The sequence below is a fragment of the Moraxella nasicaprae genome, from assembly GCF_025643275.1.
GTDB lineage: Bacteria > Pseudomonadota > Gammaproteobacteria > Pseudomonadales > Moraxellaceae > Moraxella > Moraxella nasicaprae.
Genome location: NZ_CP089977.1, coordinates 1,349,669 through 1,375,087 on the forward strand (window position 1 = coordinate 1,349,669; position 25,419 = coordinate 1,375,087).

Annotated in this window: 15 protein-coding genes, 1 other RNA gene and 1 pseudogene; 6 read left to right on the forward strand and 11 right to left on the reverse strand. The window is 45.2% G+C overall.

What is annotated here, in order from left to right; translation table 11 throughout:
* The first annotated feature begins 21 nt into the window (after positions 1-21).
* The 3 genes from rpoC (at position 22) to gorA (ending at position 7,178) form a co-directional block, all read left to right on the forward strand.
* Positions 22-4,251, forward strand: coding sequence for a DNA-directed RNA polymerase subunit beta' (gene rpoC, locus LU297_RS06335; protein ID WP_263075712.1), 4,230 nt, complete (start codon positions 22-24; stop codon positions 4,249-4,251).
* Between the two features lie 165 nt (positions 4,252-4,416).
* Entirely contained in the window at positions 4,417-5,643 is a 1,227-nt protein-coding gene (serA, locus tag LU297_RS06340) for a phosphoglycerate dehydrogenase (RefSeq protein WP_263075713.1), read from the forward strand.
* Positions 5,644-5,804: 161 nt separating this feature from the next.
* Positions 5,805-7,178: a glutathione-disulfide reductase gene (gorA, locus tag LU297_RS06345; protein ID WP_263075714.1), complete on the forward strand. Its 1,374-nt coding sequence runs from the start codon at positions 5,805-5,807 to the stop codon at positions 7,176-7,178.
* Positions 7,179-7,231: 53 nt separating this feature from the next.
* On the opposite strand, the pseudogene LU297_RS06350 reads toward gorA, so the two are convergent.
* From LU297_RS06350 to LU297_RS06375, 6 genes and pseudogenes are all read right to left on the reverse strand, one after another.
* Positions 7,232-8,042 (reverse strand): annotated as a pseudogene (locus LU297_RS06350) (HAD hydrolase family protein).
* A 129-nt stretch (positions 8,043-8,171) separates the two neighbouring features.
* Positions 8,172-8,530: a transfer-messenger RNA gene (ssrA, locus tag LU297_RS06355) on the reverse strand.
* A gap of 46 nt (positions 8,531-8,576) precedes the next feature.
* Positions 8,577-9,392 (reverse strand): WG repeat-containing protein, encoded by an 816-nt coding sequence (locus LU297_RS06360; protein ID WP_263075715.1) that lies wholly within the window; start codon positions 9,390-9,392, stop codon positions 8,577-8,579.
* A 148-nt stretch (positions 9,393-9,540) separates the two neighbouring features.
* On the reverse strand, positions 9,541-12,225 hold the full coding sequence (gene glnD / locus LU297_RS06365) for a [protein-PII] uridylyltransferase (protein WP_263075716.1): 2,685 nt from the start codon (positions 12,223-12,225) through the stop codon (positions 9,541-9,543).
* A gap of 17 nt (positions 12,226-12,242) precedes the next feature.
* Positions 12,243-13,034 carry a type I methionyl aminopeptidase gene (gene map, locus LU297_RS06370; protein WP_263075717.1) on the reverse strand — a complete coding sequence of 264 codons (792 nt, stop codon included), beginning with the start codon at positions 13,032-13,034 and terminating at the stop codon, positions 12,243-12,245.
* A gap of 86 nt (positions 13,035-13,120) precedes the next feature.
* A complete protein-coding gene (locus LU297_RS06375; protein WP_263075718.1) occupies positions 13,121-13,456 on the reverse strand; it encodes a protein tyrosine phosphatase family protein in 336 nt (111 codons plus the stop codon).
* A gap of 352 nt (positions 13,457-13,808) precedes the next feature.
* On the opposite strand from LU297_RS06375, the gene LU297_RS06380 reads away from it, so the two are divergent.
* Positions 13,809-15,950, forward strand: a complete 2,142-nt coding sequence (locus LU297_RS06380; protein WP_263075719.1) for an FAD-dependent oxidoreductase — start codon at positions 13,809-13,811, stop codon at positions 15,948-15,950.
* Between the two features lie 47 nt (positions 15,951-15,997).
* Here the strand turns inward: LU297_RS06380 and glyA are convergent, their stop codons facing one another.
* Together glyA and LU297_RS06390 are read right to left on the reverse strand one after the other, a co-directional pair.
* Positions 15,998-17,260, reverse strand: coding sequence for a serine hydroxymethyltransferase (gene glyA / locus LU297_RS06385; protein WP_263075720.1), 1,263 nt, complete (start codon positions 17,258-17,260; stop codon positions 15,998-16,000).
* Positions 17,261-17,632: 372 nt separating this feature from the next.
* Positions 17,633-18,097, reverse strand: coding sequence for a chorismate--pyruvate lyase family protein (locus LU297_RS06390; RefSeq protein WP_263075721.1), 465 nt, complete (start codon positions 18,095-18,097; stop codon positions 17,633-17,635).
* 285 nt (positions 18,098-18,382) lie between these two features.
* Here LU297_RS06390 and LU297_RS06395 point away from each other — a divergent pair, with 285 nt between their 5' ends.
* Complete coding sequence (locus LU297_RS06395) at positions 18,383-19,984, forward strand: isocitrate lyase (protein WP_263077346.1); 1,602 nt, start codon at positions 18,383-18,385, stop codon at positions 19,982-19,984.
* A gap of 223 nt (positions 19,985-20,207) precedes the next feature.
* Positions 20,208-22,385: a malate synthase G gene (locus LU297_RS06400; RefSeq protein ID WP_263075722.1), complete on the forward strand. Its 2,178-nt coding sequence runs from the start codon at positions 20,208-20,210 to the stop codon at positions 22,383-22,385.
* A gap of 46 nt (positions 22,386-22,431) precedes the next feature.
* On the opposite strand, the gene LU297_RS06405 is transcribed toward LU297_RS06400, so the two are convergent.
* From LU297_RS06405 to LU297_RS06415, 3 genes are all read right to left on the reverse strand, one after another.
* Entirely contained in the window at positions 22,432-22,785 is a 354-nt protein-coding gene (locus tag LU297_RS06405; RefSeq protein ID WP_263075723.1) for a hypothetical protein, read from the reverse strand.
* Positions 22,786-22,893: 108 nt separating this feature from the next.
* Positions 22,894-23,658, reverse strand: coding sequence for a hypothetical protein (locus LU297_RS06410; RefSeq protein WP_263075724.1), 765 nt, complete (start codon positions 23,656-23,658; stop codon positions 22,894-22,896).
* A gap of 231 nt (positions 23,659-23,889) precedes the next feature.
* The gene (locus LU297_RS06415; RefSeq protein ID WP_263075725.1) at positions 23,890-25,350 is read right to left on the reverse strand and encodes an alpha/beta hydrolase; all 1,461 of its coding nucleotides are present in this window, start codon (positions 25,348-25,350) and stop codon (positions 23,890-23,892) included.
* Positions 25,351-25,419: the final 69 nt, after the last annotated feature.

Below are 25,419 nucleotides of genomic sequence, written 5' to 3' on the forward strand. Positions count from 1 at the left end.
CGAATTAAGTGGAGAATTCCTTTGAAAGATTTATTAGATATCATGAAAGGTCCTGCGGACAGTGGTACTCGTGAGTTTGACAGCATTCAAATCTCATTGGCATCACCAGAAGCGATTAAATCTTGGTCGCATGGCGAAGTTAAAAAGCCTGAAACCATTAACTACCGTACCTTTAAACCTGAGCGTGATGGTCTGTTTTGTGCCAAAATCTTTGGACCTGTTAAGGATTTTGAATGTCTATGTGGCAAATACAAACGCCGTAAGTTTCAAGGCATCATCTGTGAGAAGTGTGGTGTAGAGGTTACTGCTGCCAAAGTTCGTCGTGACCGCATGGGTCATATTGAGCTTGCATCGCCTGTGGCTCATATTTGGTTTTTAAAATCTTTGCCAAGCCGTATCGGTTTATTGCTTGACATCACTTTGCGTGACATTGAGCGAGTGCTTTATTTTGAAAGCTACATCGTGACCGACCCTGGCATGACCAGCCTTGAAAAATATCAGCTGCTTGATGATGAAGAATATTTCACCGCATTAGAGCAGTATGGCGATGAGTTTGTTGCCAAGATGGGTGCAGAAGCGGTTCAAGACTTGCTTAGAGACATCGATGTTGATGGTGAGATTGATGAACTTCGTTTGTCAATTCCACAAACCAGCTCAGAAACCAAGCTTAAAAAGATGTCAAAACGCTTGCAGCTACTAGAATCTTTCCGTGATTCTGGCAACAAGCCTGAATGGATGGTGATGACAGTATTGCCTGTATTGCCACCTGATTTGCGTCCGCTGGTGCCACTGGAAGGTGGTCGTTTTGCGACATCGGATTTGAACGACTTGTACCGCCGTGTCATCAACCGTAATAACCGTTTGAAGCGTCTTTTGGAGCTAAACGCCCCTGACATCATCGTGCGTAACGAAAAGCGTATGTTGCAAGAAGCGGTTGATGCCCTGCTTGACAATGGTCGTCGTGGTCGTGCCATCACAGGCTCCAATAAGCGTCCATTAAAATCTTTGGCGGACATGATTAAAGGTAAACAAGGTCGTTTCCGTCAAAACCTATTGGGTAAGCGTGTGGACTACTCTGGTCGTTCGGTCATCGTGGTGGGTCCAACATTGCGTCTTCATCAATGTGGTTTGCCAAAGAAAATGGCGTTGGAGCTATTTAAGCCATTCACTTATGCTAAATTGCTACAAAACAACATCGCTAGCACCATCAAGGCTGCTAAAAAGATGGTTGAGCGAGAAGAGCCTGCCGTTTGGGACATGCTCGCCAGCGTGATTCGTGAACATCCAGTGCTACTAAACCGTGCTCCAACACTGCACCGTTTGGGCTTGCAAGCATTTGAGCCTGTATTGATTGAAGGTAAAGCCATTCAGTTACACCCACTTGTCTGTGCGGCATTTAACGCCGACTTTGACGGTGACCAAATGGCGGTGCATGTGCCTTTGACCCTAGAAGCACAGCTAGAAGCTCGTGCCTTGATGATGTCCACCAACAACATTCTATCTCCTGCTAATGGTGAGCCAATCATCGTACCATCTCAGGACGTCGTGCTTGGTTTGTACTATATCAGCCGTAGCCATATCAATGCCAAAGGCGAGGGCATGGTATTTAGTACCGTCAATGAAGCACTTCGTGCCATCGGTTCTGATGACTTGTCAGTCAATGCCAAAATCAAAGTGCGTGTTACTGAGACCATTTTGGACGAAAAAACTGGCGAAAAAGTCACCAAAACCGAAATCAAAGACACGGTTGCAGGTCGTCTGCTGATTTGGAACATCATGCCAGAAGGCATGGCGTTTAGCGAGTGTAATACTGAGATGACCAAGAAAAACATCTCAAAACTATTAAACTCATGCTATCGTAAACTTGGTGTTAAAGAATCGGTATTATTTGCCGACCATCTGATGTACTTAGGTTTTGCCCAAGCGACTTTGTCAGGCATTTCTATTGGTATGGAAGACATGGTCATTCCACCAACCAAAAAAGAAATCGTAGATGCTGCCGATGCCGAAGTGCGTGATATCGAAAAACAATTCGAATCTGGCTATGTGACCGCTGGCGAACGCTACAACAAAGTGGTTGATATCTGGTCTCGTACCTCTGACAAAATCGCCAATGCGATGATGGAAAACCTATCTACCGATGAAGTGATGAATGCTGATGGCGAACTTGAAAGCCAAAAATCATTCAACTCCATCTATATGATGGCGGATTCTGGTGCTCGTGGTAGTGCTACACAGATTCGTCAGCTTGCTGGTATGCGTGGCTTGATGGCAAAACCAGACGGTTCGATTATTGAAACACCGATTAAAGCAAACTTCCGTGAAGGTTTGACGGTACTTCAATACTTCATCTCAACGCACGGTGCTCGTAAAGGTCTTGCCGATACCGCCCTAAAAACCGCAAACTCTGGTTATCTAACTCGTCGTTTGGTTGATGTGGCACAAGATTTGGTCATCACTCAAGATGACTGTGGCACAGAAGCAGGTCAGTTGATGACCCCTGTGATTGATGGTGGCGAAATCGTGGAACGCTTGGGCGACCGAGTGCTTGGTCGTGTGGCTGCCAAAGATGTCGTTAATCAAGCTGGCGAAGTGATTGTCGCTGCTGGCACTTTGATTGATGAGCGTTTGGTTGAGAAGCTAGATGCTAATGCCATCGATGAGGTCTTTGTTCGTTCGGTCATCACTTGTGAATCAACACAAGGGGTATGTGCTAAGTGCTACGGTCGTGACTTGGCTCGTGGTCACTTGGTGAATATTGGCGAATCAGTGGGTGTCATGGCAGCACAATCTATTGGTGAGCCAGGTACTCAGCTGACGATGCGTACTTTCCACGTGGGTGGTGCAGCATCGGCGACTTCTGTGGACAACAGCGTTTCTGTGGGCAATGCTGGTTCGGTGCGTTTCCACAACATGAAAACCGTAGAACATGCTGATGGTCATTTGGTCATCGTTTCTCGTTCTGCTGAGATTGGTGTGGCAGATGGTCAAGGTCGTGAGCGTGAACGCTATAAAGTGCCTTATGGTTCTAGTATATTGGTGCGTGATGGCGACAGCGTTGAAGCAGGTCAAGTGATTGCCAAGTGGGATCCGCATACCCACCCAATCATCACCGAATTTGCTGGTACGGCTCGTTTTAGCGACATCACAGATGGCATGACAGCAACCGTCAAGGTCGATGAGATGACTGGTGTTAGCTCATTTGAAATCTTGGCAAGTAAAGACCGTCCAAGCATTGCCAAAGATTTGCGTCCAGCGATTATCTTGGATACAGATGCAGGCAAAGAAGTGGTGTATTTCTTGCCAAGCGACACCGTCATTCGTGTCAGCGAGGGCGAGTATGTTACCGCAGGTTCGGTCTTGGGTCGTGTGCCTCAGGCTACTTCTGGTACCAAAGATATTACCGGTGGTCTGCCACGAGTTGCTGACTTGTTCGAAGCTCGTCGTCCAAAAGACCACGCCATCATGGCAGAGATGAGCGGTGTGGTGTCATTTGGTAAAGAAACCAAAGGCAAGAACCGTTTCATCATCACTAATGAAGATGGCGATGTTCATGAGGAGTTGATTCCAAAATGGCGTCAAATCAACGTGTTTGAAGGCGAAACCGTTGAGCGTGGCGAGGTTATTTCTGACGGCCCACAAAACCCGCATGACATCTTGCGTCTTAAAGGCGAAACAGCATTGGCAAATTATATCGTCAATGAAGTGCAAGAAGTTTATCGCTTACAAGGCGTAAAAATTAACGATAAGCACATCGAAGTTATTGTTCGTCAGATGCTTCGCAAAGTTGAAATCACTGACGGTGGCGATTCTAGCTACTTTAAAGGCGACCAAGCTGAGTACTCGAAGATTCGTCTATTGAATGAAGAGCTTGTCAAAAATAATAAGTTCCCAGTTCAATTCGAACGCCAGCTACTTGGTATTACCAAAGCATCGCTTGCCACCGAAAGCTTCATCTCGGCAGCGTCATTCCAAGAGACCACTCGTGTCTTGACAGCGGCAGCCGTGATGGGTAAAGTCGATGAGCTAAGCGGTCTAAAAGAGAATGTCGTGGTAGGTCGCCTAATCCCAGCAGGTACTGGTTTGGCTTATCATCAATCTCGCCAACGCAAAGCAGAAAAAGCCGCTGCCCAAGAATCGGCAGCAGTACAGGACTTATTGGCAACTGAGTCTGTACTGTCTGATGGCATGCCAAGCGTTGAAGAAAACTTTGCCAAAGCCTTTGCTGATGAATTGGGTAACCAAGAATAATCAGCCAAAAAGCCCATCGTCATGATGGGCTTTTTTGTCATTGGCATGATGATTTATCGTACTTTTTTGAAATTTATTGGTAAAAATATACCCAAATATTGCAAAATTGCTGCATTCGGTGTATAACTATAAACTCTTTTTTTAGACTTGCGGATAGGATGACTGATGACTTTATCTCTACAAAAAGACAAAATTCGTTTTTTGTTATTGGAAGGTGTGCATGACAATGCCTTAAAAGTACTCAACGAAGCAGGCTATACCAACATTGAGTATATCAAATCTGCTCTTGATGAGGCGGAGTTGATTGAAAAAATCAAAGATGCTCATTTTGTTGGTATTCGTTCTCGCACTCAACTGACCCGCCAAGTGCTTGAAAAGGCAGAAAAGCTCATTGCCATTGGCTGTTTTTGTATTGGCACCAACCAAGTGGATTTGGAAGCAGCATTGGAGCTGGGCATTCCTGTGTTTAATGCACCGTATTCTAACACTCGCTCAGTGGCGGAGCTGGTGCTTGCTGAGACCATCATGCTCATGCGTGGCATTCCACAAAAAAATGCGGTGGTGCATCGTGGTGGTTGGAATAAGTCTGCCAAAGACAGTTTTGAGGTGCGTGGCAAGGTGATGGGTATCGTTGGCTATGGCTCTATTGGCTCACAGCTTTCTGTGCTTGCCGAAGGTCTTGGCATGAAAGTCATCTATCACGATGCTGTGACTAAGCTGCCTTTGGGTAATGCTGTTCAGGTGGGTAGCCTAGAAGAATTACTTGCCAAAGCAGATATTGTTACTTTGCATGTGCCTGATTTGCCAAGCACTCGCAACATGATGACCGCCAAAGAATTTGCCCAGATGAAACAAGGCTCATTTTTCATTAACGCTGCTCGTGGTGGCTGCGTGGACATTGAGGCATTGGCAGAGGCATTGCGTGCAGGTAAACTGCTAGGTGCTGCCATTGATGTGTTCCCAAAAGAACCAAAATCTGCTGATGAAGAATTCGAATCAGTCTTGCGTGAGTTTGATAATGTGATTTTGACACCGCACATTGGTGGCTCAACCCAAGAAGCTCAGGCAAATATTGGTTTGGAAGTTGCTGAAAAATTCGTCCGCTATTCAGATCAGGGCGATACCACCAGTAGCGTCAATTTCCCTAATGTGTCTATTCCGTTTGCTGATAACACGCACCGCTTGCTACACATTCATCGCAATGTACCAGGTGTGCTATCGCAAATTAACGCCTCATTTGCTGATGCTGGCATCAATATCGCCGCTCAATCATTGATGACCAAAGGCGATGTGGGTTATTTGGTGATGGATGTTGATGACAATGATTCTGAAAAAGCATTGGCTCGTTTGCGTGCCGTGCCTGAAACAATTCGTGTGCGTGTGTTGTTCTGATTTTTTTCTATCCAAAAAAGCCGTCAGTGAGTGCTGACGGTTTTTTTATTATAAAAATATCCAAAATGCCGTCAAATCGTTCCAAGATGATGGGAAATTGCTTGGTTTGTCGGTAGGTTGTGCTACAATAGAACAAATTTTTGATAAGAACGGAGAATAAAATGACGACCAAGCATTATGATTATATCGCCATCGGTGGTGGTAGTGGTGGTATCGCCTCCATCAACCGTGCAGCAAGCTATGGCAAAAAATGTGCCATCATTGAGGCTAAGCATTTGGGCGGTACTTGCGTGAATGTTGGCTGCGTGCCAAAAAAAGTGATGTGGCATGGTGCTCAAATTGCCGAAGCCATCAAACTGTACGCTCCTGATTACGGGTTTGATGTGACGGTGAATGAGTTTGATTTTGGCAAATTGGTCGAAAGTCGTCAGGCTTACATTGACCGTATTCACACTTCTTATGAAACGGTTTTGGGCAAAAACAATGTCGATGTGATTCGTGGGTTTGCCAAATTCATCGATGCCAAGACTGTTGAAGTGACTTTTGATGATGGTCAAAGCCAGCGTGTCAGTGCCGACCATATCTTGATTGCCACAGGTGGTCGCCCAAGCCGTCCAGACATCAAAGGGGCGGAGTATGGCATTGATTCTGATGGCGTTTTTGAATTACAACAGTTGCCAAAACGAGTGGCGGTGGTTGGTGCAGGCTATATCGCCATTGAATTGGCTGGTGTGTTGAATAGTTTTGGTGTGGATACACATTTATTTGTCCGCCAGCACGCCCCGTTGCGTAACTTTGACCCACTGATTGTTGAAACCTTGTTGGAAGTGATTGAGCAAGATGGCATTCATCTGCATACACAAGCCAACCCACAAGAAATCATCAAAAATGATGATGGCAGTCTAACCGTGAAACTTGCTGATGGCAGAGAGCAGAAAGTGGATTGTTTGATTTGGGCGATTGGCCGACAACCTGCCACTGATGTCATCAATTTGTCAGCAGCGGGCGTTGAAACCAATGAGCGTGGTTTTATCAAAGTTGATAAATTCCAAAACACCAATGTGCCAAACATTTATGCCGTTGGCGACATCATTGAAGGCGGTATTGAGCTAACTCCTGTGGCGGTGGCGGCAGGTCGTCGTTTGTCTGAACGCCTATTTAATAATAAGCCGAACGAACATTTGGATTATCAGCTTGTGCCAACGGTGGTATTTAGTCACCCGCCTATTGGCACGATTGGACTTAGTGAACCAAAAGCCATTGAGCAATATGGTGCTGATAAGGTCAAAGTGTACAAATCTTCATTCACGCCCATGTATAGTGCAGTGACTAGCCATCGTCAGCCTTGTCGTATGAAACTGGTCTGTGTGGGTGATGATGAAAAAATTGTTGGCTTGCATGGCATTGGCTTTGGTGTTGATGAGATGATTCAAGGCTTTGCGGTGGCGATTAAGATGGGTGCAACTAAGGCTGATTTTGATAATACGGTTGCCATTCACCCCACAGGCAGTGAAGAGTTTGTGACAATGCGTTGATGCGGCGTATCGAATGACAAATAAGATGGCTGGATTGATTTCCAGCCATTTTTTTAAATCCAACCAAAATCAGATAAAGCATGAGCGATGCCATCTTCATCGTGTCTTAGGCAGACAAAATCAGCCATCGCTTTTAGGGTGGGGTGAGCATTGCCCATGGCTACGCCGGTACCAACCAGTTGAATCATTTCTTGGATCGCCAAATGCTGCTGCTTGGCTGGCATCTATGCCCAAGTGGGTAAGCACTGCCGCAATGGCACGAGCCTTAGAGGCTGATTGTGACAAAATATCCACCGCCACATCATGCCAGCGTACGGTTTTTAGATGAGTTGGTAAGGTAGGCGATGTGTCTTTGTCGCCAAAAAATCCCAATATCTGATAGATGGGTTGTTGCCAATCAAATGAATCATGTTTACTTGGCACATAGCCAATGTGCAAAGAGGATAGGGCGGTGCGTAGATTGTCATCATCGCCAAAGGTGTAGATGGTGTCTTTGGTCATGCAGGCGTGCGTGATGCCTTTGGTCGTTAGCTCAGTGATGGTATGATGAATGTCAGTGGGGGATAATGGAAAATCCAAAAATTTGTTGCCTTGATATTGGTTATACTGCCCATTGATGCTCAAAATTAACTCAATACCGACTTGCTCAATCAGGGTTTTGATGATGGGTGGAATCACACCAATGCTACGCTCTGTGGCGATGGCAATCATCGTGCCAGCAGCTTTGAGCGAAGACAGGGCTGGTATCAGGGTCTTGGGTATGCTGTTGCTGTCTTTGATGAACAAAGTATCATCGATGTCAAAAAAGACTATGGTAGGTCGTGGTATAGGCTTGGGTGCTTTTGGTGTGTTGTTGGTTGGCATAAGCAAAATTATCTGAGCGTGTGATATTGAGGGGTTATGGGGCAAATTGTACAACAAAAACCCCTTGAAATCTAATATTTCCAAGGGGTTTTGGTTTGATTAACTTTAAGTTTCTTTGATTGAGATATGTGGTGGAGATGGCGGGAGTTGAACCCGCGTCCGCCAGCACTACGCTCATGGCTCTACATGTTTAGAATCTGTCTATGGCTTTAATCCGCACCGAACCGACAGTCAGGATGGATTGGACGATTTGCTAAGAGTTTCGCCCAGCTTGTCGCAACGCCAAGCTAAGCTATCCTTTGTGCGTTCGCATCGGGGAGAGCAACCAGACCAAAGGCAATCTGTGCCGTCCCAAGCTGCCCTTAGGCTGCTAGTGCGTAAGTTTCGTCGTTTGCGACTATTTTAAATGTATGTTAATTTACAAGAGGCATACACTCTTGACATGCACCATTGAGTTTCATTACCAGCGTCGAAGCCAGAACATCCCCAAGGTTTTTCGATTATAGCAAAACTTTGCCAATCGCACAAGAACAATCAGTAATAATCAGGCATTTGGGTTGGTTTGCCGTCTTTATCAATGAAATAAATCTGCTGTCCATCGATGACAAATGCTGCTCCTTTGACGAAGTCTTCTGCCAAATCATAACGCATCTCAATCACGACTTTGCCTGACTTATCAATGAAGCCATAGCGGTAGAGAGGACGACCTTCGGCGTTGGTCTTACCTGTTTTGTTGGCGACAACAGCACGCCCTTCGGAGAAATCTTTGGCAAGGTCAAACTGTGGCTTGATGAGCATTTTGCCAGCCTTGTCGATGAAGCCGTATTTGCCGCCAGTTTTGACAACAACCAATCCATCTTCAAACCAGTCGCCAACTTCATCATAGATGGGGTTGATGACGACTTTGCCAGTCTTGTCGATAAAGCCATATTTACCATTTTGGGCGATTTTGGCACGACCTTCCCAAAAGCCCCACGCATCTGTATATTTTGGGGCGATGACACTTTTGCCAGTCTTGTCGATGAAGCCGTACTTGCCGTCTTTTTTGACGAGTGCTAAGCCATCGCTGAATGCGTGCGTCTCTTGATACTGGGCATCAATGATGAGCTTGCCCGATTGATTGACAAAGCCGTATTTGCCGTCTTTTTTGACAGGGGCAAAGCCTTCGGTATAGCCACAATCTGGGAAGATGCGAGTAAATTCTACACCATCAGGCAGGGTAATATCACTGACACAGGTAGGTGTTTCTTCATCAAAGCCAATGGTGTCGATGGTGTCATCAGCAATGGCAGTAAGACTAATGCTGGATAAAATACCAGCCAAACCAAGTGTATAAAATTTCTTATTCATAACAATTATCCCTATTTTGGGTCGTGTATGGCGACTGTTTGTCAATAATTGTGGCATATTGTGGCATAAAAAATGACAAAAAGCCAAAGTAATTTCGTATGATTTTGGTGCAACATTTCTATCTAAGTTTGCCAATGTTCACCGATGATTACGCCAAAGCTGCAATGATTTGATTTTTTAGTTGTGCCAAAGTATCCTCATCAAGCGTTCTGCCTTGCTTGCCACTTAAATAAAAAATATCCTCAGCTCGCTCGCCCAAAGTTGTGATTCTAGCTCCATGCACTTCGATGTGCATCGTCTGAAAAATCAGCCCAAGTTGTGCCAAAAGAGATGGTCTGTCTTTGGTGATGAGCTGCATTTGGTGCAAGCCTTGATAAGCAAGGGTTTTGACGATGCTAAAATGCACTTGGGTTGGTATGGCAAAATGCTTAAACGAAGCGGTGGTAAATACCGATGGCACTTGGCAGGTTTGATGGCGTAAAGCGTCCATCAGTTGTGTGATGAGCTGTTGCTGGCGATGTGGGTCGTCTAGCAGGGCAGGTTGGTGCGTGCTGGTCAGTCGGTCAATCAAGACATAAGAATCTAGGGCGGTGGAAATGCCATTGAGCGTGGCGGTAAAAATACTAGCATCAAGCACGCTAAGCCCCAGCTTGTCTAAGGCACAAACCGTACTGGCAAATAGGTTTTCTTGGTCTGGCGAACAGATAAGCAGCTGAATACCGCCCAAAGACAAATCGGTATGTCGTCTTAGGGCAATGATGGGCGTGCCAGCTTGCAAGGTGTCTTGATGAGCCAAAAGCTCGTCAGCCTGCCAAGCAATGTCGGCTGGTTTTTGTTTGAAAAAATATTCATCATCAAAAGATTGCCATAGTGTGTCTAGGGTGTCATCGGCGATGTTTGGCAACAGCTCTTTGGCTTTATCTTGTCTGTCTTTGATGACGGTGGCTTGGTTGAGTGTGGCAAGTCCTAGGCTTAATGCTCGATGAGTGTTGATGTACAGCTGCTTTAATAAAGACGCTCGCCAACTATTCCAAAGCTGAGAGTTGGTGGCGTTCATGTCTGCCACGGTCAGCACATATAGGTAGTTAAGGCGAGTGATACTGCCACAAAATTCAGCAAAATCAGCGATGATTTGTGGGTCTGAAATGTCTTTTTTCTGAGCGGTCAAGGACATGGTTAAATGCTCTTGTACCAGCCAAGTGATGAAGTTGGTGTCTTCGTCATTCATGCCGTGACTTTGGCAAAATAAAGCCGCATCAACCGCCCCAAGCTGACTGTGATCGCCATTTCGTCCTTTGGCAATGTCATGAAAAACAGCAGCGATTGCCAAAATATCTTTTCGTTGAATGCTTTGATAAACCTGACTGACCAAATCGTATTTATCAGCATAAGCATCATCTAAGAAACGATGTAGCACACGAATGAGTAATAAAGTATGAGCATCAACTGTATAGCGATGAAATAAATCGTACTGCATCAGCCCTGTAATCTTGACAAAGGCTGGCAGATAGCCACCCAATACGCCACAGCGTTTCATCAGGCGAAGTCGATGAAAAAGATAGTTATTTTCTTGTAGATTGGCAAGAAAAAGTTGCTGGTGTTGAGGGTTATTTCGGTAATTGTCATCAATCAGATGGCAGGCGTGACCGATGGCTCTGAGGGTTTTGGCGTGGATTTTTTTGATGCCAAGTTTGCCCATGATTAAGAATATTTGTAATAAATAGTGCGGTTTTTTAAAAAATATATCCGTCTGATAAGTGGCGATGTACTGACCATCTGTGTCAGTGATTTGACAAAAATCTTCATCAATCTTTGTGATGACAGGATTGCTTGGTAGATAATTTTGTTTGATATAATCACAAAGCAGCTCGCTAAGAGCGGCAACTTGCATGGCGTGGCGATAATATTCACGCATTAGCGTTTCTAAGGCGGCTGTCAAGGCATGGTGGTCGTGCATTTGTTGGCACAGTCCAAGTGTGGCAACCAAACTTTTTTGATGGTCAAATAATAGACGGTCTTCGCCACGAGCTGTGATGGTGTGTAGATGATGACGAAGTAACCACAAAAAGGCTTGGGCATTTTGGAGGGTGGCTGCTTCGTCAGCGTGAATAAAATCGGTCTGTTTGTCGCTGTCCAAAAATTTGGCAAGCCAGCCGATGATGTGAATATCTCTTAGACCACCAGGGGCATTTTTGATGTTGGGTTCTAGATTGTATTCGGTGGCGTTGTACAGGACATAGCGAGCTTTGCTTTCGTCAAGTTTGACACGACAAAAGTTTGCCAACTGCCAGTGGGTATTGATGGCTTGTTGGCAAAAGTCAAGCCAGCGTACATCGCCTGTCAAATGTCTGCTTTCAAGTAGGGCGGTGGCAATGGTATGGTCTTTGATGGCAAGAGTGGTGTCATCAGGATTGCGCACCGCAATGGCGGGCGTGATGCCAATATCCCAAAGAGCGGCAACAAATGCCTCGATGCTGGACTGATGCTGGTCAATGTCTTGACCAATCAATAAAATATCCACATCAGAGGCAGGCAACAGTTCACCTCGTCCATAGCCGCCAACCGCCAGCAATGCACATGTATTAGGCAGCTGATGTTGATGATATAGCTGCACCAAGATGGCATCGATGGCTTGTGTGCGTATGTCAATGGTTTGCTTGATGCAGTTGGTTGCTGTCAAGCCTAGTGCTGATAGGTGTGAGTGCAGGCTTTGATTAAGATGATGAAGCCATGAGCGGATTTGGGCAGTGTCCGCCTGAGTGGGCAATGGCGTGATGGCAAGCCCAATCTGGTTTGCAGTATCAATAAGGGTGGCAAAGCAAGTATTGGGCATGGTCATCTTCCTGTTTATTAGCTATTTAAAAAACTTAAATCTTCGTCAGGGCGAGCGGTGGTGACGATACAGCCGTCATCAGTGACGATGATGGTGTGTTCCCATTGAGCAGATAGCTTGCGATCTTTGGTGATGGCGGTCCAGCCGTCTTTCATAACTTTGGTTTGCCATACCCCCTGATTAATCATCGGTTCAATGGTTAATGCCATGCCTGTTTTTAGTTCAACACCTGTGCCAGCTTTACCATAGTGCAAGACTTGCGGTTCGGCGTGAAAAGTCTCGCCGATGCCATGACCACAGAATTCTCTGACGATGCTAAATCGTTCTGGCTCGACCACCGCTTGAATGGCTGCACCAATGTCGCCCAGTCTAGCACCGTTTTTGACGACTTTCATGCCAGCATACAAAGCCTCTTGGGCGACACGGCAGATACGCTGTGCCATCACAGAGCCCTCGCCAACAATCCACATTCTAGAAGTATCGCCATAGTAGCCATCTTTAATCACGGTAACATCAATGTTGATGATGTCGCCATCTTTTAGAATGCGTTCATGGTCGGGAATGCCATGACAAACCACATGGTTAATGCTGGTGCAGATGGATTTTGGAAAGCCATTATAATTGAGCGGTGCAGGAATCGCCTCTTGCACTTGGGTGATGTAGTGATGAGCCAAATCATCAAGTTCGCCCGTGCTGATGCCAGCTTTAACATGTTCATCAAGCATCACTAGCACATCTGCGGCCAGTTTACCAGCAATTTTCATCTTTTCGATGGCGACATCATCTAGGATTGGGATATTTTTACTCATGATAAACCTTAACTTTTGATATAAAAAATGGGCAAATAATCTTTGCCCATTTTACCTTATTTTGGCGGTTTTCGCCATGTGCTATTTTATTCTTCGTCCAGCAAGTCTTGCTCACGGGCTGCTTGCAAAATGATGCTAGAACGATTACCTGAACGGCAAAAAATGTGCAATGGACGCTCGGTTGAGTTATAAAAATCGGCAAATTCCTCAACATGACGCATCTCTAACATACCGCCACTAAATGGAATATGACGGTAGATGATGCCGTGTTCTTGGGCGGCTTTGGCGATGTCATCACTGGTTGGCTGACCTGCCTCTTCGCCATCAGGACGATTATTGACTAAGGTTTTAACTCCTTGTGCTGCCAGTGTTTTGACATCTTCTGGGGTGATTTGACCTGAAATGGTGATGGTGTTTTCCATAAAATCTCTCATCAAAATAAAAAAGGGTTTGTTACTAAAATCCATGCCATTAGAACATGATAAGGTGCTAATTTACCAAGAAACCATTGACCGCCTTTGTCAAGATAAGGGCAGACAACAGTGTTGGTGGGCGATTTTCTAATATCATCAAGATAAAGACTATCACTAGCTTACTCTTAATTTTGGGTTTTGGCAAATGATTTGTGTGTCAAAATTTGGGTGTGATTTGATGTTAAAAAATCATCGTCATATTTTATGCGAAGATTTTATCAAGGGTCATTAAAATTATGTTAAAATAATCATTAAATAAGCCAGCCATTTAGCCCGCCACATTATCAAAAAAAAGACCATCATGCCATTACCATTTTTTAAAAAACAACTTGCCAAAGTTTTGCCAAGCAAAATTAAGTCAGATGAACCCAAATCACCAGCTTATCCTAGATTATTTGAGCCTTTGGATTTGGGGTTTACCACCCTAAAAAATCGTATCGTGATGGGGTCGATGCACACGGGATTGGAAGATAGGTTTTATCATTATGGCAAACTTGCGACATATTTTGAAGCTCGTGCCAAAGGTGGTGTTGGTCTAATCATCACAGGCGGTATTTCTCCCAATAAAGAGGGCTGGCTGACACCGCTGGCAGGAACACTCAATCGTAGTGGCGATGTCATTCATCACAAGCGAGTGACTCGTGCGGTGCAAAAGCATGGGGCAAAGATTTTGCTCCAAATATTGCATTCAGGTCGCTATGGGTATCATCCTTTTGTGGTTGCTCCAAGCCCCATCAAGTCGCCCATATCCCCCTTTAAACCTCGCCAGATGAGTATTAAAAATATTCAAGCAACCATACAAGATTTCGCCCACACCGCTTGGCTTGCCAAAAAAGCTGGCTATGATGGCGTAGAAATCATGGGGTCAGAAGGGTATTTAATCAATCAGTTTTTATCCAGTCGCACCAATCATCGCCATGATGAGTATGGGGGAGCTTTGGATAATCGCTTAAAATTTGCCTTACAAATCGTGCAAGCAATCCGTGAGGCAGTGGGCGAGGGATTCATCATCAGTTTTCGTTTGCCGATGATTGAGCTGATTGAAGATGGTTTGACGATGCAGGAAGTGATTAAGATTGCTTGCTCGCTTGAAAATGCAGGCGTGACGCTACTGAATACAGGCATTGGTTGGCATGAGGCTAAGATTCCAACCATCGTGACGAGCGTGCCAAGAGCCAGTTTTGCTCGTTATACCCAAGCGGTCAAGCAGGCAGTTGGTATTCCTGTGATTGCCGCTAATCGCATCAATATGCCAAAAACTGCTGAGCATATTTTGGCAACAGGGCAGGCTGACCTTGTACAACTGGCAAGACCATTATTGGCAGATGAAAACTGGGCAAATAAAGCCTATCATCATCAAGATGAGCTGATTAATACTTGTATTGGCTGTAATCAGGCGTGCCTTGACCATACTTTTGCTGGTCAAAAGGTGTCTTGTTTGGTCAATCCGATGGCGTGTCATGAGAGCGAATACCGCCTAAAACCTGCCAAAAAACCCAAAAAAATCATCGTCATTGGTGCAGGCGTGGCTGGATTGAGTGCTGCTTTGACGGCTGCCAAGCGAGGTCATCAAGTCAGTATCTATGAAGCCAGACAACACATTGGCGGTCAGTTTAATTATGCCAAAGTCATTGCAGGTAAAGAAGAGTTTTTTGAAACCATTCGTTATTTTCGCCATCAGCTTGATTTGTATCAGGTGCAGATTCATCTGGGCGTTAAGGTTGATGAGGTGATGCTAAATCAGTTATCAGCTGACCATGTCATTGTCGCCACAGGTGTTACACCAAGAATGTTGCCGACTGATTTTATTGGTAGGGATTTGCCACAAGTCATTGGTTATGATGAACTGCTTAGTGGTAAAAAAATCGCAGGCGATAAAGTGGCGGTATTGGGTGCTGGTGGCATCGGCTTTGATGTGGCAGAATTTTTGGTGAATGGCAGTCAGGTGACTGATGCGGTCAATGAGCCAGATTATGAGCCAGTCATGCCAAGTGTGGACGATTTTTTTGAGCAATGGGGCGTGGCAAAATCATCACATTATGAACAGTCTGGCGGATTGGTTAGTCCCAATCCGCCCAAGCCTGCACGCCAAGTGTATTTGTTGCAACGCAGTAAAGGCAAGTTGGGTAAGACGCTCAATAAAACCACAGGTTGGGTGCATAAAGCACACATCAAGCAAGCAGGCGTGATACAGATGTCTGGTGTGCAGTATGAAAAAATCACTGATGAAGGACTTTGGGTGATGGTTGATGGCGTTTTGCAGCTGCTGCGAGTGGATACGGTGGTGCTATGTATCGGTCAAGAATCTGTCAATGACCTGATGCCAAAATTGGGCAGTACACCAAAAGCGGATTTTCATGCCATCGGTGGTGCAAAATCTGCCGAACGCCTTGATGCCAAACGAGCTATTAAAGAAGGGTTTGAGCTGGCGTTATGGCTATGATGCATTGATAAAAAAACCGCCCAAATAATTGGGCGGTTTTTTGTGTATCACGATTTGATGTTGCGTTCATACACAGGTAGGCGTTTGCAGATGTCAGCCACTTTGGTGCGAACTGCTGACAAGACAGCTTCATCGCCTTTTGCGTCTAGCACATCACAAATCCAACCAGCCAATTCACGAACATCGTCTTCTTTAAAGCCACGAGTGGTAACGGCAGGTGTACCGATGCGAATGCCAGAGGTAACAAATGGCGATTTTGGGTCGTTTGGCACGGCGTTTTTGTTTACGGTGATGTGAGCATCGCCCAGCCATTTGTCCGCTTCTTTGCCTGTGATACCTTGTTTGATGAGGCTGACAAGCATGAGATGATTTTGCGTGCCACCAGAAACCACATCATAGCCACGAGAGATGATGACCTCTGCCATTGCTTGGGCGTTTTTGATGACCTGAGCTTGATAGGCTTTGTATTCTTCGCTCAATGCTTCTTTAAAGCAAACAGCTTTTGCAGCCACAGCATGCACCAAAGGACCGCCTTGTGAGCCAGGGAAAACGGCTGAATTCAGCTTTTTCTCAATTTCTTCGTTGGCACGAGCCAAGATAAGACCTGAACGAGGGCCACGCAAGGTTTTGTGCGTTGTGGTAGTGGTCACATCGGCGATTTGCACAGGGCTAGGATATAGACCTGCTGCCACCAGACCTGCCACATGAGCCATATCAACCATCAAATACGCACCAACTTCATCAGCGATTTCACGGAATTTTTGCCAATCAACGACTTGGCTATATGCACTAAAACCAGCAATAATCATCTTTGGCTTGTGTTCACGAGCAAGGCGAGCCACTTCTTCATAGTCAATCAGACCATTTTCGTCAATGCCGTATTGTACTGCATTGTAAGTCTTGCCAGAAAATGAAACAGTCGCTCCGTGTGTCAAATGTCCACCATGAGCCAAGCTCATGCCAAGCACGGTATCGCCAGCTTCCAGTAGAGCAAGAAAGACTGCTGCGTTAGCGTTTGAGCCTGAGTGTGGCTGAACATTGGCGTAATCAGCACCGAACAATTCTTTGGCACGGTCGATGGCAAGTTGCTCAATGCCGTCCACATATTCACAGCCGCCATAGTAGCGTTTGGCAGGATAGCCTTCGGCGTATTTGTTGGTCAAAGATGAGCCTTGTGCTTCCATGACCGCAGGCGAGCAATAGTTTTCGGAGGCAATCAGCTCGATGTGGTCTTCTTGACGCTGAGTTTCAGCATCAATCAAAGCTGCTAAGTCTGGGTCATATTGGTGCAAAGAAAGTTCTTTAAACATGGCAGTTTCCTTAGTATGATTTAAATTGCATAAAAAAGTTGTTTGGCTAGTTTAGCATATTTTTGACCAAGAAAACCATCAAAACAAAAAATAGTGCGGATAATTTTGTCAGGGCTGGTGTAGGTTCTGCCATAACCTTATGCTACCGTCTTAAAAGTAGGTGGCTTTGGCGATGATGCTTTGATGGCTGAATTTAGATTGGTATTTTAAACAAAAAAGATGACCGTTTTCTTGTTGGTGTGGTGATTTTTAAGTAACTACTTGACTTGGATTTATCGCTTGGTTTGCAATAAGCTGGTGTGATATTGTAGTGTGGTGCAAATGATAATCTGTACTGGGTTTTTGGTCGGATAGACAGCCTTGTGTAACCAGTTATGATGAGCAAATGTTGGCAAAATTATCCAAAAATAATTCATCAATCAACAGGGGTCTGCCTTGATGGTTGTATAGTGTGCGTCTGCCATGACAGCCGTTGGTTTGGTAATACTGCCTGCGATGCGGTAATTTGCGGTATTTTTTGAATAAAACATAGCCGATGGGTGTATTGCCAAGATGGCTAAGTCGTTTGAGTTCTCCTGTCAGGCTTGATAGGGGGAAAATGCTGGTGGCTTGCACCCAAGCGATGTCGTTGCCATAGAGCAGGACGGTGCGTATTTTTGCTAATTGGGGACGATTGGGCGGCAGACCAAGCTGATGTTTTTGCTTGATGGTTAAGGGTTTGATGCATTCACAAAGAACTTGCACGGTCAATGGTTTACCTGCTTTTTTTTCGAGCAAGGCGGTCAGTGAGCCTGTGGAGGTCAAGTAAGACGACAGAGCAGGTGGTGGTATTGGCATTGGCAACATGATTTTTTAATGACAATGCGGATTATTGTATCACGATTTGTGTCATGTTGGTGATGATTTTGCTTGATAAATCATGAATTTAAATGATGTTCTTCATGGTATTTTTTTAAAAAATAGCCAACATTGGGCTGAGATATTGGATAAATGATTGGGTTTTGGGTATGCTTATGGCATGAATTAGATGAAAGATGAACAGATGGTTTTGGTTCATTGTCTGATTTTGTCAATACAGGTCATCGCCTGTCGCCAGTTGTATGTCAGAAATTAAAGGAGTTTATCATGACTTACCAATCAGCCCTAGAACACGTTCGCTCCGTCAAAGCCAAACTTGGCGGCACTTGGCACGCTATCCGCCCAGAAGATGCCGCCCGTATGATTGTCCAAAACCGCTTTAAAACTGGTCTTGACATCGCCAAATACACTGCAAGTATCATGCGAAAAGATATGGCAGAGTACGATGCCGACAACTCCAAATACACCCAATCACTCGGCTGTTGGCACGGCTTTATCGCCCAGCAAAAAATGATTGCCAACAAAAAATACTTTGGCACAACAAACAAACGCTACATCTACCTATCAGGCTGGATGGTCGCCGCCCTTCGCTCTGAGTTTGGTCCGCTACCTGACCAGTCTATGCACGAAAAAACCGCCGTGCCAAAGCTTATTGAAGAGATTTACACTTTTCTTCGCCAAGCCGATGCCAAAGAGCTAAATGACCTATTTCGTGCCTTACAAAAAGCAGAGCAAGCGGGCGATACGGCAAAGGTAAAAGAAATTGAAAGCCAAATTGACAACTTTGAAACCCACGTTGTGCCAATCATCGCCGACATTGACGCAGGTTTTGGTAACGAAGAGGCGACCTACCTTTTGACCAAACAAATGATTGAGGCAGGTGCGTGTGCCATTCAAATTGAAAACCAAGTCTCGGACGCCAAGCAGTGCGGACACCAAGCAGGTAAAGTAACCGTACCACACGAAGACTTCCTAGCTAAGATTAACGCTGTACGCTATGCCTTCTTGGAGCTTGGTGTGGACGAGGGCGTAATTGTCGCTCGTACTGACTCTGAGGGTGCTGACCTTACCCAAAAAATCCCTGTCAGCCGTGAACCGGGTGATTTGGCAAGCAAATACATCAGCTACCTAGAAACCACTGAAATTGACATCTCAGAAGCCAAAGAAGATGAAATCCTTATCAAGCGTAACGGCAAACTGCACCGCCCAACTCGCTTGCCATCAGGTCTGTATCAGTTCCGTGAGGGTACTCAGCACGAGCGTGTCGTTCTTGACTGCGTAACCAGCTTGCAAAACGGTGCCGATATGATTTGGATTGAGACCCCAACCCCAGATGTGGCAGGCATTGCAAGTTTTGTCAATGACATCAAAAAACAAGTGCCAAATGCCAAACTGGTGTACAACAACTCACCATCATTTAACTGGACGATTAACTTTCGTCAGCAAGCCTATGACCGTTGGGTTGCCGAAGGTAAAGATGTCTCAGGCTATGAGCGTGATAAGCTAATGGATGCTAAGTATGACGACAGCGAGCTGTCAAAAGATGCGGACGAAAAAATCCGTACTTTCCAAGCGGACGCTGCTCGTGAGGCAGGCGTGTTCCATCACTTGATTACCTTGCCAACTTACCACACCGCAGCCCTATCTACGCACGAGCTTGCCAAAGGCTACTTTGGCGATGAAGGTATGCTCGCTTATGTCGCTGGCGTACAGCGTAAAGAGATTCGTGGCGGTATCGCTTGCGTCAAGCACCAAGCAATGGCAGGCTCAGACATCGGCGATGACCACAAAGAGATTTTCTCTGGTGAAAATGCCCTAAAAGCTGGTGATGCGACCAAGAACACGATGAACCAGTTTGGTGGTTAATGCCAATTCGTTAAGTTGATTGATAAATTCAATCAATAGCACAAAAGGCGTTTTGGCGGTTGTCAGAATGCCTTTTGTTTTAAATATCATAAAGTCAGAAAACCGTTCGTGGTGAGCTTGTCGAACCACAACGGTTTTCGTTCCACCCTTCGACAAGCTCAGGGCGAACGAAAAATCTTGATTTTACAGTAATTTTTATTATTATTTTTTTAAGGAAAAAATTATGCCAACCACTCGTATCCAAAAAGGCTCTCTTGCCATTGACAAAATTCTCTATGACTTTATTGAAAATGAAGCCCTACCTGTGGCAAAAACGGTGCTGGACATTGACAGCGACCGTTATTGGGCGAATTTTGAAAAGGTTGTTTTGGAGTTAACGCCCAAAAACAAAGCCCTACTTGCCAAGCGAGACGAGCTACAAGCCAAGATTGATGACTGGCACAAAAACAACGCTTATGAGCTATCGGCTTACAAAAATTTCTTGACCGACATCGGCTATCTTGAACCTGTGGTTGCCGATTTTAAGATTGAGACTGCCAATGTGGACGATGAGATTGCCACCATCTCTGGGGCTCAGCTCGTTGTACCTGTGCGTAACGCTCGCTACGCCCTAAATGCCACCAACGCTCGCTGGGGCAGTCTGTATGACGCTTTGTATGGCTTTGATGTGATACCAGAAGATAATGGTGCAGAAAAAGGCAAGGGTTACAACCCTGTGCGTGGGGCGAAAGTCATTGAATTTGCCAAAAATTTCCTTGATGAAACTTATCCTTTAACAGACGGCTCACACGCTGATGTTACCGCTTATACGATTGACAATGGCAAATTGTCCGCCAAGATTGGCGATAAAGTGGCAAGCTTAAAGGACAGTGGACAGCTTATCGGCTTTAACGGTACGGCGGACAACCCCACAGAAATTATCCTAAAAAACAATGGCTTACACACCATCATCGCCATTGACCGCACGCACTTGATTGGCAAAGACGATAAGGCGGGCGTTAAAGATGTCATCTTGGAAGCGGCGGTTACCACCATTCAAGACCTAGAAGACTCTGTGGCTGCCGTGGATGCCGAAGAAAAGGTAGAAGGCTATCGCAACTGGCTTGGGCTAATGAAAGGCGATTTGTCTGAAAACTTAGAAAAAAATGGCAAAACCATCACTCGTACGCTAAATGCCGACCGCACCTACACCGACCTAAACGGCAACACTCAGACCCTGCACGGTCGCTCGGTAATGCTCCTAAGAAATGTGGGGCATTTGATGACTAATCCTGCTATCTTGGTGGGTGGCGAAGAGATTTTTGAAGGCATTATGGACGCACTCATCACGCCGATGCTGACTGCCATTGACATTATGGGCAAAAATACACTCAAAAACTCTCGCACAGGCTCAATGTACATCGTCAAGCCCAAAATGCACGGCTCTGATGAAGTTGCCTTTGCCGTAGAGCTATTTGAGAGAGCCGAACAAGCCATCGGACTGCCTGCCAAATCGGTCAAAATGGGCATTATGGACGAAGAAAAACGCACTTCGGCAAATTTAAAAAACTGTATCCAAAAGGCAAAAGACCGCACCATCTTCATCAATACAGGCTTTATGGACAGAACGGGGGACGAGATTCACACCGCAATGCAGGCAGGGGCGTTTGTACGAAAAGGCGAGATTAAGGGGCAGACTTGGTTTAACGCCTATGAAAAACGCAATGTCGGCATTGGTCTGGCAACTGGTCTTTTGGGTAAAGCCCAAATCGGCAAAGGTATGTGGCCCAAGCCTGATGAGCTAGCGGAAATGTACCGCACCAAGATTGAGCACCCCACCGCAGGGGCAAGCTGTGCGTGGGTACCTAGCCCAAATGGGGCGACCATTCACGCCATTCATTACCATCAGGTGAGCGTCAAAGACCGCCAAAGTAAGCTTTTGACCGAAGGTTATCCAAGCCTTGATGAGCTTTTGACATTGCCTTTGGCGACCGACACTAACTGGACGGACGAGGAAAAACAAAAAGAGCTAGACAATAATTGTCAAGGCATCTTGGGCTATGTCGTGCGGTGGGTAGATTTGGGTGTGGGCTGTTCAAAAGTGCCTGATATTAACAATGTGGGGCTAATGGAAGACCGTGCAACTTTGCGGATTTCAAGTCAGCACATCGCCAACTGGCTGGCTCACGGCGTTGTGTCAGAGAGCCAAGTTTGGGACACCCTAAAACGCATGGCAAAAGTCGTGGACGAACAAAATGCGTCCGACCCTGCCTATCGTCCAATGTCGGCGGATTTTGAGAGCAATATCGCCTTTAATGCCGCCGCCGACCTTATCTTTAAGGGAGCGACCGAGCCAAGCGGTTATACCGAGCCACTACTGCATAAGGCAAGATTAAAACTTAAAGGCTATCAGGGCGATTGATTAACTTAATAAAAACAAAACCCCAAATTTAGGTTTGGGGTTTTTATTATAAATACCTTACAAAATAACTAAAAAATGCCAGCGTACATAACATCGCCACCTTTACCACCATAAAAACAACCGTCATAATAATCACAGACGATGACTTTGCTTTTTGGTGGTCAATCTGATAAGACAGCAAACTAAAATAAAGCAAATACAGCACAATAAAACCGATAAGCATGGCGATAAAAGTCTCTGTGATAACAGCAATACCCTTTTGTACTACCCAATCAGGCAGATGAGAATCGCCAAAATACCATTCAATCGTATCATAAGACAATCCCCAAAATAACAAAACATCAAGAGTGATAAATAAACACACACCCCAAAATGAGCATAAAAATTTTGCCAGTTTCATCAGTTGCCCTTATAATTTGGCAAGCCACGAACTTACCCCAAAGCCATTTAATGGATTGTAATAATCCCAAATGTTGGCTTTGGGGTTTGCCCAAATGAAGTGGTGATGTTAATTGATGCGCATGTTACTCACACCGCCATTTAAAGTAATAGGCAATGAGATGGGCAAAAACAAAATATCGCCCACAAGGGCAAATGGCAGTGCCAAAGGCAGTAACAAAGAACCTCCAAGCATTTTTGTTTTATCGGCTACTTGACGGTCAATGCCAAATTGATAGGGCTTGCTAAGTGGTTTGGCGGTTTGTAATAAGGCTTTGGTAGAAGCGTTATGCTGATAAACCTTGCCTGAGAAGTTGGCAAAAAATTCATAATGCTGTCTGCCTGCACCATTATCTGTATGGCTGTAATTGTGATGTAGGGCAAACCCTGCTTTTTGAAATTCAGCAAACTCTTGGGCATTATCATATTGATACCAAAACATTGCCGAAAAATTAAAAGTGCCATCACGATAATAAGAGATTTTATGGCGTGTTTCATCGCCTATACCATTGCCACCTGCAATCTCCCAATGATATTTGAGTTTTAAAAAGTTGGGATTGGTGAGCATTTTTTTAAGTCGCTGTGTACTGTCGTTATCATCAAAGACATAGGCATATCTTTGACCAAGCATCACAAGCTGACCGTCTTGATGAATCACAAAACCTGCCAAGCTGTCTTGTTCTTTGACAGTTTTTGTGGGCAGATTTTTGATGTCTTTTGTGGGCGGATTTTTGATGTCCTGTGCTATATCTGTAATCAGAGCGTGCGTGCAACCTGTCAGGGCTAAGATACTTGACAAAATGGCGGTCAGAACCAAAGATTTTAAAGGTTTCATTAGGCATCCTTTTTAATGATGATGTCGTATGATAAATTAAATTTTGCGTTTAGTAAAGATATTGGGCGGTCATCGGTACTTGATGTCAAAAATATGCCAAACTCAAATAAAAATTTTGCCAGTTTCATTAGCTTCCCTATAACTTAGCCAACCACAAATTCATGCCTAAGACAATCAGCAAGGCAAGCAATTGATTGTAAAAAACCCCAAATTCAGGTTTGGGGTTTTGGTCTAGGGCTTGGCACAAAACAAGAGTTTATCGCCAAAATCGCTCTTGGGGTCAAGCAAATAGCGACTGACATAGTCGTCCACACAGGCGTTTGTGCCAAACAAACTTGCCGTATGCCCCTGCTGACCTGATAGCACAATCAGGGGATCATCAAACTTAGTCGCCATCGTCTGGGCATTGGCATAGGGGGTGGCAAGGTCAAATTCATAAGAGACAAACAATAGATTGGGTGTGTTTTCATTAACCAAGTTTTCAGTCAAATCATCGGTTGCCTGATGTCCCCAATAATAACAACTGTCCAAATAATCCTCATCGGCTCGCTCCTTAATGTCATCATAGCGTGCCTGTGCATCAATGTACTTGGCGTGCTTGATGTAGTCATCCCGACTCATCATTGGGGCGGAGTCGGCACAGTTTACCAATGCCAAAGCATCATTACTAAATTCTATCTCATTGAACTTGACAAAGAATTTTTGTTCACTATAAACTTCTGTCTCCCCCGCAAGCAAATCCTCAAACATCACCGCCATAAGCCCCCAATGTTCCTCGTTATTCAGATTGTCATTAAAAACAGACAGTAAGGCTTTTTTGTCAATGATTTCATCATCACGGTCTTTTAGCCCTTTATTTTCAATCTCTGTCAGCACCGCCAAAAAAGCGGTATTGGGGTCTTTTTGGCGGTCAAAAGCACAATTCTTACACCAGTCCATAAAGCGTTCAAAGGCGATTTGGGCGTGTTTGTATTGGTTGGTTAAAATGGTCGGTAAATCCTCTGCTGTATCCACCACTCCGTCCGCCACGCCTGCTCGTAGGTGGGCAGGATAATGCTCGGCATATTTGGCAACCAGTTTTGTGCCATAAGAGTAGCCCACCATTGACCAAGTGTCGTTTTGTAATGCTTGACGGATACTGTCCAAATCCATCACCACTTCTTTTGAGCTGACAAAGGGCAAAATATCCGCCCCTGTATGCTGTATGCAAGCGTCCATATAGGCTTTGGCATTGCCCTCTTCTTCTACCCCACCGCAGTCAATGGCAGGAGTGGAGGGCTTAACCCCTCGTGGGGCATAGCCTAGGATATGAAAACGCTCTTTGATGGCTTGGCTGTATTCATCAGACCCCATCATCGTACTCATATCAAGACTATGACCGCCCGGCCCACCACTAAGGAGTAACAAATCGCCAACAATGTCATCGCCTGTGGCTGGCAGGCGTGTCAAGGGAATGGTAAAGTGCTTGCCGTCAGGCTTGGCATAATCCACAGGCACAGACAAAGTGGCACATTGTAAACTGGTGGGTGGTGGTAGGATAAACCACGACCAGTAAGCGGGGCGATAGCACGACTGCCAAGTGATGTCGCCTTGTTTGGTGGATTGGGAGATGAGGTAGAGATAAAAGACAAACAGAACAAGAAAAACGACAGCAAAAAACAAAGCGGTGTATTTAAAAAAGGTTTTTAGCATACAAGTCCTACAAAAAAGGAAATATTATAACACAAAACATAATTCCTTATAAAGTAGATGGAATTTGTG